General features: G+C 49.5%; 13 protein-coding genes and 1 tRNA gene. 3 read left to right on the plus strand and 11 right to left on the minus strand.

The window, feature by feature from the left end; genetic code table 11:
• Positions 1-434 precede the first annotated feature (434 nt).
• From H7A79_RS09860 to H7A79_RS09890, 7 genes are all read right to left on the minus strand, one after another.
• The gene (locus H7A79_RS09860) at positions 435-632 is read right to left on the minus strand and encodes a DNA gyrase inhibitor YacG (protein WP_187000128.1); all 198 of its coding nucleotides are present in this window, start codon (positions 630-632) and stop codon (positions 435-437) included.
• A gap of 9 nt (positions 633-641) precedes the next feature.
• Entirely contained in the window at positions 642-1,400 is a 759-nt protein-coding gene (zapD, locus tag H7A79_RS09865; RefSeq protein WP_135034419.1) for a cell division protein ZapD, read from the minus strand.
• A complete protein-coding gene (gene coaE / locus H7A79_RS09870; protein WP_187000129.1) occupies positions 1,397-2,017 on the minus strand; it encodes a dephospho-CoA kinase in 621 nt (206 codons plus the stop codon). Before coaE ends, zapD begins: the two co-directional genes overlap by 4 nt.
• A gap of 110 nt (positions 2,018-2,127) precedes the next feature.
• Positions 2,128-2,991, minus strand: a complete 864-nt coding sequence (locus H7A79_RS09875; protein WP_187000130.1) for a prepilin peptidase — start codon at positions 2,989-2,991, stop codon at positions 2,128-2,130.
• 1 nt (position 2,992) lies between these two features.
• On the minus strand, positions 2,993-4,231 hold the full coding sequence (locus H7A79_RS09880) for a type II secretion system F family protein (RefSeq protein ID WP_135034422.1): 1,239 nt from the start codon (positions 4,229-4,231) through the stop codon (positions 2,993-2,995).
• A 155-nt stretch (positions 4,232-4,386) separates the two neighbouring features.
• The gene (gene pilB, locus H7A79_RS09885) at positions 4,387-6,066 is read right to left on the minus strand and encodes a type IV-A pilus assembly ATPase PilB (protein WP_135034423.1); all 1,680 of its coding nucleotides are present in this window, start codon (positions 6,064-6,066) and stop codon (positions 4,387-4,389) included.
• Positions 6,067-6,335: 269 nt separating this feature from the next.
• Positions 6,336-6,411: transfer RNA gene (locus H7A79_RS09890), tRNA-Phe, on the minus strand.
• Between the two features lie 351 nt (positions 6,412-6,762).
• Between H7A79_RS09890 and H7A79_RS09895 the strand changes: the two genes are divergently transcribed.
• Positions 6,763-7,383: an isochorismatase family protein gene (locus H7A79_RS09895; RefSeq protein ID WP_135034424.1), complete on the plus strand. Its 621-nt coding sequence runs from the start codon at positions 6,763-6,765 to the stop codon at positions 7,381-7,383.
• A 299-nt stretch (positions 7,384-7,682) separates the two neighbouring features.
• Here the strand turns inward: H7A79_RS09895 and H7A79_RS09900 are convergent, their stop codons facing one another.
• Complete coding sequence (locus tag H7A79_RS09900; RefSeq protein ID WP_255518792.1) at positions 7,683-7,808, minus strand: hypothetical protein; 126 nt, start codon at positions 7,806-7,808, stop codon at positions 7,683-7,685.
• 153 nt (positions 7,809-7,961) lie between these two features.
• Between H7A79_RS09900 and groES the strand changes: the two genes are divergently transcribed.
• Positions 7,962-8,249, plus strand: a complete 288-nt coding sequence (groES, locus tag H7A79_RS09905; RefSeq protein WP_135034425.1) for a co-chaperone GroES — start codon at positions 7,962-7,964, stop codon at positions 8,247-8,249.
• 78 nt (positions 8,250-8,327) lie between these two features.
• The gene (gene groL, locus H7A79_RS09910; protein ID WP_187000131.1) at positions 8,328-9,968 is read left to right on the plus strand and encodes a chaperonin GroEL; all 1,641 of its coding nucleotides are present in this window, start codon (positions 8,328-8,330) and stop codon (positions 9,966-9,968) included.
• Positions 9,969-10,332: 364 nt separating this feature from the next.
• Here the strand turns inward: groL and H7A79_RS09915 are convergent, their stop codons facing one another.
• The 3 genes from H7A79_RS09915 to H7A79_RS09925 are packed head-to-tail and all read right to left on the minus strand — an operon-like array spanning position 10,333 to position 12,892.
• The gene (locus H7A79_RS09915) at positions 10,333-10,983 is read right to left on the minus strand and encodes an ABC transporter ATP-binding protein (protein ID WP_187000132.1); all 651 of its coding nucleotides are present in this window, start codon (positions 10,981-10,983) and stop codon (positions 10,333-10,335) included.
• Positions 10,980-11,777 carry an ABC transporter permease gene (locus H7A79_RS09920; RefSeq protein WP_135034428.1) on the minus strand — a complete coding sequence of 266 codons (798 nt, stop codon included), beginning with the start codon at positions 11,775-11,777 and terminating at the stop codon, positions 10,980-10,982. The genes H7A79_RS09915 and H7A79_RS09920 overlap by 4 nt, the downstream gene beginning before the upstream one ends.
• On the minus strand, positions 11,777-12,892 hold the full coding sequence (locus H7A79_RS09925) for a capsule biosynthesis protein (RefSeq protein ID WP_246408144.1): 1,116 nt from the start codon (positions 12,890-12,892) through the stop codon (positions 11,777-11,779). Before H7A79_RS09925 ends, H7A79_RS09920 begins: the two co-directional genes overlap by 1 nt.
• Positions 12,893-12,955 lie beyond the last annotated feature (63 nt).

The following is a 12,955-nucleotide window of genomic DNA, read 5'->3' on the forward strand; positions in this document are numbered from 1 at the left end:
CACAGCCCGCCCGCTTTAAAATAATGGGGCTTTGACCCGCTTTGCACTATACCGTTACGGTTGTTACCACACTCCGCATACTGTTTGCTGTTTGCAGCTTGCTGCCCGATACTGAAAATATCCAGGCTCACTACTTATAACATCTGTTTAATTGATCACATCTGCGGCCTGCTTCCCGGTTTATTTTCACCGACATCACCAGGCCCAACGGAAACAAACATTTTCAGAGAGCGCTATACAAAATCTCAAAGCATAACCAAATTTTATTTTTCCGTATCCACTTATGCCCAAATGACGGCAACCCGCTGTTTCAGACGGCCTAAGCAAATCCGGCAAAAAACCCTCTTCCCATGCCCTTCCGTTTTTTGTTTTCACAGCGCACCGGCCAAATCTCTTTTAACGGCTGCGGGAAACAACCGAAAACCAAACATGGCTCAATGCCTGTGATTCAATTCTGCCCCGGACAGCCATTCTTCCTCCCCCGTCTCCACCGTGTAATCCTCATTTACCCAAGCACCTAAATCAATCAACCGGCAGCGTTCGCTGCAAAACGGGCGGAAAGGGTTGTCGGCAGACCATTCGTTTGCCCTGCGGCAAGTCGGGCATTTCACCCAAACATTTTTTTGAGCCATACACATTCTCTAGGTCGGGTCGAAACTGCACATCATCAGCTTAAACGGTACATCTTCGGCTGCCGGCCTGCCCCGTGCATACTCCTGCGAAGCCTCCAAAAAACGGATATGGGTAACGTATTTATTGGCCGAAATTTCAGGCAGCACCTGATGCTGCATGCCCACTTCGATGATTAACATATGGATGCTTTGCGTCAAACTGCTGCTTTGATAACTGCCTTTCTGTGCCACGCAGTCAACCGTAACAGCATTGCCCCGCAAAATAGACAGCAGCATACCGACTGCTTCTTGGGTAGGCAGCAAAGTGGCCGCCCATTTCTGCAAATCGGCCAAGCGGTGCGCGTATGGCTGTTGCTGCCAAAAATAATAGGCCGGCAAATCAAACGGACTGGTGCCGCCGGCCACCGACATACGCTGCTTAATAGCCATCAGCCAATCGTTTTCACGTAAATGCTGGCCGAATTTCTGTTTGATTCCCTGCAAATTTTCGGCCACCGCATGCAGCTGTGCCGATAAAGCGGTCTGCCCTCCTCCAATCCGGCCGACTGCCGCAAACTGCTTTTGCCGCTCCAACTCCTGCAAAATATCCAGTTTCAACTCCGCCCGGCCTGCACATTCCATAATTTCAAACAAGGTGAACAGTGCCAAATGATGCGGCCACGGGCTGTTTTCCTGCCTCAGGCTTTCTGTATGAAAACGCCTGAACAAGTGTTCGATACGTAAAAAACTGCGTACCCGCTCGGAAAGCGGGTGCTCGAAACGAATCATGGGTTTGCTCCCGTAAAACAGGAAAAAAGAGCCAGGTAATAGTGGTGCAGGCGCCGCACCTTGCCTGCCAGCTCCGCCAACGTGCCTTCGTTGGATAAAACATCATCGGCAGCCAACAAACGGTCTCTGCGGCGGGCCTGCGAGGCCATGATGCGTTTGATTTCTTCGGTTTCGAGCCCGCTGCGGCTATATACGCGCCCGACTTGGGTCGTTTCCGAAACATCCACCACCAAAATACGCTCGGTCAGCCCGAAAAATACGGGCCGCTCTATTAAGAGAGGAATATCAACCACTCCGTAAACCTGTCCGACTACACTTTGCCGCTGCCGGATTTCCGCCAAAATCAGGGGGTGCATGATGTTTTCTAAAATCTGTTTGGCCTGAGGCCGTCTGAAAACCATATCCCGCAACGCGGCACGTTTCAGACGGCCTTCCGCATCAAACAGTTGGTTGCCGAGTGCTTTCCGTATTTCGGGTAAAGCTGCACCGCTATCGGCCGTTAAACTGCGGCTGACCGCATCTGCATCAATCACCGGCACCCCCAAGCGGACAAATTCGGCAGCGGCTTGTGATTTACCGCTGCCGATTCCTCCGGTCAATCCTACCCAACATACCATGCTTCAAAGGCCTCCTAACCGTTTGGGTTTTCTCTGCCTGCCGGCATCCTTTCATGCAATTGCCGCCTCTTTTTTTCAAGATAGGGCTTCATACGATATTGTGCAGCATTTTAAAACCCGGAAACACCCAGCCACCATCTCACTGCGGCACTGATTTTGTCGTTTGCAATAAAAACCAACCACCCTGCTACAGCCAAACTGGGGCCGAACGCAAACGGCCGGCCTTTCGCCACCCGCATCACCAACGCGGCAACTATCCCGATCAGGGCGGCTATAAATACCAATACCGGCAATACGCCTGCTCCCAACCATGCGCCCAGCGCTGCCAGCAGCTTGAGATCACCACCGCCCATGCCGATTTTACCGGTTAGCAGTTTGTAAATATAACACAACATCCACAGGCTCATATATCCGCAGACTGCGCCGAGTACGGCTGAAGCAAGCGGTACGAACGTGCCGTCCAAGTTGAACAGCAAACCTAGCCATATCAGCGGCAGAGTTAATTGGTCGGGCAGATATTGTGTGTCGGCATCGATAAAGGCTAACGCAATCAACAGGGCGGTCAAGATCAAACCGCCCAAAGTAACCATGCTCCACCCGTATTGGCACGTTACAGCAGCAAACAATATACCGGTCAGCAACTCTACCAAAGGATAACGCTTGCTGATCGGGGCTTTGCAGCTCCCGCATTTACCGCCCAACAGTAAGTAACTGACCACCGGAATATTCTGCCACGGCTTAACCGGTGTATAACATTTCGGACAACGGGAGTCCGGTTTAATCAAATTAAAGGGCTGCTGCTCTGCCGCCGTCAGTTCCAAACCCAGGTGTTCTTTGGCAAATACCGTCCATCCGCGCTCCATCATCACCGGCACACGGTAAATCACTACGTTTAAAAAACTGCCTGTCAATAAGCCGGTCAAAGCAGCCAAAGGCACCGCAAAGGGTGCCAGCCCGTGAAGAAATGCCAACATCTCAGCCCACCACGTTACCCAAGTTAAACAGGGGCAGATACATAGCCACGAGAATAACGCCGATAATCGACCCAAGCACCACCATGATAACCGGCTCCATCAATGATGAGAGCTGTGCAACGGCATTGTCCACTTCATCTTCATAGAATTCGGCGGCTTTGTTCAACATATCGTCTAACGAACCGGATTCTTCTCCAATAGCGGCCATCTGTAACACCATATTGGGAAACATATCGGTGCCCTGCATACTGGAGGTCAGCGACAAGCCTTGGGTAACTTTGGCACGAATATCTTGAGTGGCCTCTTCATAAAGAATATTGCCGGCTGCCCCGGACACCGAGTCCAGCACCTCTACTAAAGGCACGCCGGCAGTAAACAATGTGGCTGTGGTGCGCGCCCAGCGTGCAATCGTGGCTTTGCGCACAATATCGCCGAAGATCGGCAGCCTGAGTAAAGCCGCATCAACCCGTTTTTGCAACATTGGTGATCTTTTATACCATTGATACAGACCGAAGCCGGCAACAATGGCACCAACCACAATCACCCAGGCATACTTCACCATCAAATTCGATATATTCATCACGATTTGGGTTAATCCGGGTAGTTCTGCACCCATACTGCTATACACCTTGCCGAACTCCGGCAACACAAACACCATCATGATAAACACCAGCACGACAGCTACCACCACAATAGCAATCGGGTAAGTAAGCGCGCTTTTTACTTTCTTTTTGATGGCTTGGGTTTTTTCTTTATATACCGCCAACTTGTCCAACAACGACTCAAGCACGCCGCCCGCCTCACCTGCGGCAATCAGATTGCAATAAAAACGGTCGAAATATTTAGGATGTTTAGAAAATGCCTTGCCCAATGCGCTACCCTGCTCCACATCTGCACGCACCTGCATCAACATCTGCGTCATAGAAGGGTTGGAATGGCCGCGCGCCACGATTTCAAATGCCTGCATCAACGGCAGGCCGGCTTTCATCATAGTAGCAAGCTGACGGGTGAATACGGTAATGTCTTCCTGAGTGATCCGCTTTTTACGCACCGCTTTAACCTTGCTTACGCGTAGCGGTTTAATACCGCGCCGCTGGAGCTTTTTACGCGCCTCTTCTTCGTTTTTGGCCACCACCTCACCACGCACCATTTGCTCGGTGTCTATATTTCTGCCCTCAAAAGAAAAACGCACGCCCTTGTCTTTTTTGGCCGAGCGGCTGCCTATACTGCTTTTGGTCATGTTTTACCCCTTAAAATAATCAAACTGTTTTTTTAGAGACTGTCAAGCAATCAATTTATCCCGTATTCTGATACGAACAGCAGATATCAAAACTGATTGCACAACAAAATTGCAAAGTTGATATAAGATTGATTGATGACAGTTTCTTAAAATCATCAATCGTTGGTGTGAGCTAAAACTTCTTCTAAAGAAGTTATCCCCTGCATTACTTTTAACAAACCGGAACGGCGCAAATCCACCATACCTTCTTTATAAGCCATATTCATAATATCCACTTCGGTGCCGTTATTCATAATCACCCGCTGCATTTCTTCGGTAATCGGCATTACCTCATAAACACCGGCACGGCCTTTATAGCCTTTTCCACGGCAGCTATCACACCCTACTGCACGATACATTACCCAGTCTTTAGCCAAATCTTCGTCTGTAAAACCCGCTTTTTTCAAAGCCGATACAGGCGGGCGTTCCATCGGCGCCTTGCAGGCCTGGCATAAGCGGCGCAATAAGCGTTGCGCCATGATCAGGCTGACCGAACTGGCAATATTGAAAGGAGCCACCCCCATATTCAACATACGCGACAAAGTGGCCGGTGCATTGTTGGTATGCAGAGTAGAAAACACCATATGCCCGGTTTGTGCGGCCTTAATGGCAATATCCGCTGTTTCCAAGTCACGAATCTCGCCCACCATAATGATATCCGGGTCTTGGCGCAGGAAAGACTTCAGCGCTGCCGCAAAAGTAAGTCCCTGTTTATCATTTACGTTTACTTGGTTGATGCCCGGCAGATTAATCTCGGCCGGGTCTTCCGCAGTGGCAATATTCACACTCTCGGTATTCAAAATATTCAAGCAGGTATAAAGCGACACTGTTTTACCTGATCCGGTAGGGCCTGTTACCAGCACCATTCCATATGGGCGGTGAATGGCTTCAAGCAGCATCTCTTTTTGAAAAGGCTCGAAACCGAGCTGATCGATATTGAGCGCCCCCGCATCCGAATTCAAAATACGCATCACTACTTTTTCGCCAAACAGGGTAGGCAGCGTACTGACACGGAAGTCAATCGGGCGGCCGTGCTTGTGAAAAGCAATTTGAATACGGCCGTCTTGCGGCACACGTTTTTCTGAAATATCCAAACGTGCCATCACTTTGATACGCGATGCCAACTGGCCGCGCACAGCCACAGGCGGCTGCACCACTTCGCGCAGCTGGCCGTCCACGCGGAAACGCACCCTCGCCATCTGTTCGTAAAACTCGAAATGGATATCGGACGCACCGGCATTCAATGCATCTGAAAGTGTTTTATGGATAAAGCGGGGAATCGGCCCATCTTCCGCCTCTTCATTATCGATATACAGCGCCTGGGCAGGAGTGGAGGCGTCATGCTCCTTGCTCATTTCGTTCAAGATAGAAGTCGAGCGCTGACCCAGCCACTCAAGCAGGGTGTTCAGTTGATCATCGCACACCACAACTAAATCAACCGATATACCGGAAGCGAAAGCAATTTTTTGAAAACTCTGAATTCGGGTAGGATCAGACACCGCGAAATAAACTTTTCTCCCCCGCTGAAAAATCGGAATACAGCGGTTTTGCAGCATCTGCTCTTCTGAAAGCACATCTGAAAGGATATTGCTGCGCGGATAATAACGCAGATCCAACAACGGATAACTAAACACCCTCGCCAGCAACTCCCCCAACGCTTTGGGCGTAATCACACCTTCTTCAAACAACAGAGGAAGGATGGACTTATTGCTTTTCAATACGCTTTGATACCGTTCGACTTGTGCTGCATCAACGATTTGGCTTTGCACCAATACTCTTAATATACCGACGCTCATGTTGTTATTCCTGCCTGACTGCCTGATATACAGGCAATTGCCATTATTATTAAATATGTCATTCATTATACGGCATCAATGATGATTTTCCGCACGACATAAACCCGCAATGTTGTTTCATACCTGATAAAACTATTCCGGCAAAAACAATATCATTATAAGCGAACAGGCCGGGTAAACCTACCCGGCCTGTATTCAAATACATTCAATTTTATATTTATTCAGCGTAAAAGCAACAGATAAAAAAATAACCGCATGATTGCGGTAAATGGTGGCCAGAGGCGGGATCGAACCGCCGACACACGGATTTTCAGTCCGTTGCTCTACCAACTGAGCTATCTGGCCGTACCTGAGAAAGTATGTATTAAAACAGAATCACCCATACGGTGCAAGTTTTTTGTAAAAAAAGAGTGTTACTTTAAGGTAAGCAGCTATTTTTTCTAAAAATAAAACCGGCATTGTTGCTTACAGAATGCACAATCACTCCTCAAAACATCTGCTTACCGCAAATATTTTGCCTAAACTACCGATTATCTGTAATATAAACCGAATATCCAATATAGGTAAGATTTTAAATAACTGCAAAGTTTTTTTACTTCTTTAAAAGAATCAAATTCTTCAAGAATAAAAACGATGCAAATTATGATAAATACCACACAGCGTGGAATTCTCTTTTCTCCAAAATAGGTGTTTACTATGAGTATTGTTGCCATTGATATACATCCCCAGAAAACATTTTCAGAGCTCTGCCCGAACGAGCTTCCCGTACCGGATGCGCTATCTATTGTTCCCCATCTCAACCGCCAAGCCGCTTGGGCGCACTACCGGGTTTTAACCAAAGACGCGCACAGCCCCCACGAACCATGGCAAACTGAAAGCCAGGAGCACTATCTGCCGATGGAAATGGCCGGAGACTGGGTGAGCCACGCAGTTTTGGGTACCAAAGGTTATGAAAGCCTTCCCGGCCTGCCCCTGCCCGACAACTACCATTTTTTAGTGCATATCGGGTTGGAAAGCCACACCCATACTTTCGGTGCCTGCTTTCACGATATGGCAGAAAATATCAGCACCGGCCTGATAGAATGGCTGACCAGCCGCAATGCCGAAACCTTGATTGTCGGCGGCTTGGCAACCGAATATTGCGTACAGGCCACCGTGCTGCAGCTTTGCTGGTATGGCAAATGGCGCGTAATCGTCAATTTGGACGCCTGCCGCAGCCTGAACACAAAAGAAGAACGCCAGGCCATCTACAATATGGAAAAAGCCGGTGCACTGATTGCACACCACACCGATGATATTCCTACCTTATTGACTTAAAACCAAGAAGCTCCCCGCGTTGTTTACACTTTTCGTTGTTGCTTAAAACCTATTTTTGGAATCTTTGAGCGCGATCAAAAATGCAGAAAGATAGAGCAAATCTGCCCGGCTCTCAAGCATACTCAAAAATCACAACCATCATTTCAGCGAAAACAAAAGCGGTATGGTATAAAAAGTATAAACAACCCAACCTTTTCCAACACTGATAGTAAGTGGATCCGCTTCATTTCCGTTACAGCACTGCTGTGCCTTGCCGTACTGCCCCCGGTGCCTGCGGCTTACTGATTACATACCGAAAATCAAAGCGGATCCACTACATATTCCTGCCGCAGTGAAAGCGGTTTTATTTCGATGGCAAGCCGCTTTTTAGAAATAAAGCCCTGCCCGTTACCTTCAGACGGCCGTCTGAAAAATATTTTTAACAAAATACCGCTTTAAGGGCTTGAATTTACCGCACGCAGCCCTATTTTGCCTTCCGTTCAAAGCAAAATACTGCGCACAATCTCGGCGCGCCGTATTTTTTTCTCAACAGCCTTATATTCAGGCATTTGTTTTTATTATCTATTTGGAGCATATACATGACTATCCGCCCCCTGCACGACCGTGTAGTCGTCAAACGCTTGGAAGCTGAAGAAAAAACCGCATCAGGCATCGTTTTGCCGGGTGCAGCCGCTGAAAAACCCGATATGGGAGAAGTTATCGCCGTCGGTGCCGGCAAAATCGGCCGCGACGGCAACCGCCGTCCGCTCGATGTAAAAGTCGGCGACAGAATCATCTTCGGCAAATACAGCGGCCAAACCGTGAAAGCCGATGGCGAAGAGCTGTTGGTGATGCGCGAAGAAGATATCTTCGGCATTGTCGAATAAAAGACAAAAGGCCGTCTGAAAACATTTTTCAAACGGCCGGTAACAGCCTATTTTAATTAATTAACGGAGTATTAGATTATGGCAGCAAAAGACGTACAGTTCGGCAATGAAGTCCGCCAAAAAATGATTAAAGGCGTAAATGTATTGGCCGATGCAGTAAAAGTAACCTTAGGCCCCAAAGGCCGCAACGTTGTGCTCGACCGCGCCTTCGGCGGCCCGCACATCACCAAAGACGGCGTAACCGTGGCCAAAGAAGTCGAACTGAAAGACAAATTTGAAAACATGGGCGCGCAAATGGTGAAAGAAGTCGCCTCCAAAACCAATGATGTAGCCGGTGACGGCACCACCACCGCCACTGTTTTGGCGCAGGCCATCGTAGCCGAAGGCATGAAATACGTTACTGCAGGCATGAATCCCACCGACCTGAAACGCGGTATCGACAAAGCCGTTACCGCTTTGGTGGAAGAGCTGAAAAACATTTCCAAACCATGCGACACTTCAAAAGAAATCGCCCAGGTAGGCTCTATTTCCGCCAACTCTGACGAGCAGGTGGGTGCCATTATCGCCGAAGCCATGGAAAAAGTGGGCAAAGAGGGTGTGATTACCGTTGAAGACGGCAAATCTCTCGAAAACGAGCTTGATGTCGTAGAAGGTATGCAGTTTGACCGCGGCTACCTCTCCCCCTACTTCATCACCGAGCCCGAGAAACAAATCGCTGCCCTCGACAACCCTTTCGTATTGCTGTTCGACAAAAAAATCAGCAACATACGCGACCTGCTGCCTGTTTTGGAGCAGATTGCCAAAACCAGCCGCCCGCTGCTGATTATTGCCGAAGACGTGGAAGGCGAAGCATTGGCCACCTTGGTGGTAAACAACCTGCGCGGTATTCTGAAAACCGTAGCCGTTAAAGCCCCCGGCTTCGGCGACCGCCGCAAAGCCATGCTGCAAGACATCGCCATTCTCACCGGCGGCACCGTGATTGCCGAAGAAGTCGGCCTGTCTTTGGAGAAAGCCACGTTGGAAGACTTGGGCCAAGCCAAGCGCATCGAAATCGGCAAAGAAAACACCACCATTATCGACGGCTTCGGCGATGCCGCTCTGATTGAAGGCCGGGTGGCCGAAATCCGCCAGCAGATCGAAACCGCTACCAGCGATTACGACAAAGAAAAACTGCAAGAGCGTGTGGCCAAACTGGCCGGCGGCGTGGCTGTGATTAAAGTGGGCGCGGCTACCGAAGTGGAAATGAAAGAGAAAAAAGACCGCGTTGATGATGCTCTGCACGCAACCCGTGCCGCAGTGGAAGAAGGCATTGTAGCCGGCGGCGGCGTAGCACTGCTGCGTGCCCGTGCGGCCTTGTCTAAAGTGGAAACTTCCAATACCGACCAAGACGCAGGTGTTCAAATCGTATTGCGCGCTGTAGAATCCCCGCTGCGTCAAATCGTGAAAAACGCCGGCGGCGAGCCGAGCGTGGTGGTGAACAAAGTGCTGGAAGGCAAAGGCAACTACGGCTACAACGCCGGCAACGACACCTACGGCGATATGCTGGAGATGGGCGTGCTGGATCCTGCCAAAGTTACCCGTTCGGCGCTGCAACACGCCGCTTCTATTGCCGGCCTGATGCTGACTACCGACTGCATGATTGCCGAAACCCCCGAAGACAAACCTGCCGCACCCGATATGGGCGGCATGGGCGGTATGGGCGGCATGGGCATGATGTAAGGCCGTCTGAAAATATAGAGTGGCACTATTCAAACACCCGTACGGCACAAACCGTGCGGGTGTTTTTCATGAAACCACACAGAATGGGGTAAGGTAGTAGAGCCGAAGGCAGGGCAGCCGGCCAATCCACTCAAATCAATATCAAGCAATCAGCCTGCACAGATGACAATACACACAAACAGCACAACAAACCGGCAAACTTTAAGCAGGCGACACACCACGGCTCTATTGCCGTTCCGGCTGCTCCGTTGCCTTGGTGCTCTTACATGGTTTTGCTATATTGCCGAACAGGTGTGGATAACAAGGTCTTGGTAATAAGATTCAAAAACTCAGGCCGTCTGAAAATTTTCAGACGGCCTTTGGCTTATATTTGTCTGTTGTAATATCGATAAGCCTCATCCATATTATCAAACCGGTACAGATGCCCGGCTTCCAGCACCATTGCATTATCGCAATACTGTTTCATCGCGCCCGGGCTGTGCGACACCAAAATAATCGAACGGTCATGCCGTTTTTCAAACAGTTCGTAACGGCATTTTTCGGAAAAACGCGAGTCACCCACGGCAATTACTTCGTCAATCAGATAACAATCGAACTCTACCGCCAGCGACAGTGCAAACGCCAACCGCGCTTTCATGCCTGAAGAATAGCGCTTTACCGGCTCATAAAGATATTGGCCCAACTCTGAAAACTCTTCAGTAAATGCTTTCACATAAGCCATATCGGCATGATAAATGCGGCAGATAAAGCGCAAATTATCCATGCCGGTGAGGCTGCCTTGGAAAGCGCCGCTGAATGCCAAAGGCCATGAAACACTCATGCTGCGCCTGATCTCGCCTTTAGTCGGCGGTTCTACACCGCTCATTAAGCGGATTAATGTGGATTTTCCTGCACCATTGCGGCCGAGAATGCCGATTTTCTCACCCTTTGCCAATGAAAAATTGATGTCGCTCAATACAGTCCGCATTCCGTTGCGGGTTTGATACTGCTTGTAAACATGTTTGATGGAAATCATTGCGGCTCAACCCCTTTGCTGAACTTGTCCACCATTGCCAAGCCTATCAGCAATAATGCCAAATCACACAACAGCAGATACCACGGGTTTTCCATCGTTACTGCCCCGCTGCCGAAATAGCCGTGGCGGAACATTTCCGAACCGTGCACCATCGGAACCCACAAAGCGTATTCCTGAATCTGCTGCGGCAGCGAAGATACAAAAAAGAAAGCGCCCGAAAGCGGCAGCATCACGAAACTCGCCGTATTCCACAGTTTTCCTACCGCATCAAATTTAAAGGCAACAGAACACATCACTAAACCCAACCCCAAGGCAAACAGAGCCATCAGCATCCACGCAAGCAGCATATAGAAAATGTCGGCAGGCATTTCAACCCAGCCTATCATCACCAACACGGCCACCATCACGATTTGCGCCACCGTGGCTCCCGCCGCCTCAAGCAATACCCGCGCAAAAATCGTATCCAACACCCGCACGTTGCGGTGATACAGCAGGCTTGCATTGGCCGAAATGGCACCGATGGCACGGTTGGAAGCATTGCGCCACATCATAGCCATCGGATAGCCTGTGAGCGCAAACGCCACAATATTCAATGCAGAAATCTCATCTGCACGCAGAAATTTCCACATCGACACGATAAATGCCGTCATCAGCATCGGTTCGACAAACAGCCATAAAAAACCGATGTTGCTGCGCCCGTAACGGGTGATGATTTCGCGCATCAAAAGCGCGCCGATTACCCGCCCTTGAATAACCAGCGATTCTTTAAATGAAGTTTCTTGCAGGGCTTTCATCAGTTTTTATGCTCTCTCACACTGGCTGCAAGCAGGCTGATAATGCCGTAAAGCATCAAACCGATAAAAAAAGTAGCAATGATGTTGTAAACACGGTGGGGTTTCAATGCCATATCGGGGCGGCTCGGCTGCGACACCACTTCGAGATAAAGCTGCTTGCGGTCGGCTTCCGCCTTGGCACTCTCCAGTGAGGCAATGGCCGCAGCCAGTTGTTTCTCGGCCAGCTCGTTTTCTAAAAACAAACGTTGGTAAGCGGCCGCCTGGGCAGTAATCGAATTGCCCGAGCCGCCTGAAATCATCTGCATTTGCTGTTTGATTTCCCGCTTCAGGCTCTTTTCACGCGCCTGCAAGCCCGGAATCTGAGGGTTTTCAGGAGTTACCGCACGCACTTGGTCAAGCTGGGTTTGAATCACAATCAGCTCATCCTGCAATTTAGACACCAAACCCATCTGCGCCTCTGATTGCGCTTTCAAATCAAAAATACCGTTTTGGGTACGGTAAACCGCCATCTCTCCTGCCGCTTCTTTAACCCGCTCTTCCGCCACGGCCACATTGTGCTCCGCTTGGGCGATTGTGTCTTTGCGCGCCCGCTCATTGAGCCTGTTAATCAGCTCTTCACCCCGATTCAGCAACGCCGCATTGATTTTTTGAGAGTCTCCGGCATCAAACGACTCCACACTCAAAGTAGAAATACCTGAAACGGCATCAAACGCAATATTAACCTTGCCTTTATAATATTGGTAAAAAGCCTCATGGGCACTGTATAAGCCAAACCCGTTGAAACGGCTGAAAATATCGCCTTTATCTTCATAAAACGAACGCACCGGAATAGCTTTTTCCAAAGCTGAAAGTGCCGATCTCGAGCTCATGTATTCACGCACGGTATAAGTGTCGTCCTGCGCACGCGAAAACCCTGCATTCTGCAACAGCGCCCCCAAACCGCCAGACGAAGCCTGATGGCTTGGCGAGCGTACCACAAAACTTGATTCAGACACATAACGGTCTGAAGCCCAGACCGAAAAATAAACCAGCGAACAAACCGTTGGAAGAATCACCGTAACCCAAAACAGCCTGCTGATTTTTTTCACCCGAAACCTTTTCCCTTGCTGCAGCATATCCGCCGCACAGACCGCCTTAGCAGCTGTTGCCTGTTTCACTTCTGCCGACACTTGAGTATT

The sequence above is a fragment of the Neisseria musculi genome (assembly GCF_014297595.2).
Classification (GTDB): domain Bacteria; phylum Pseudomonadota; class Gammaproteobacteria; order Burkholderiales; family Neisseriaceae; genus Neisseria; species Neisseria musculi.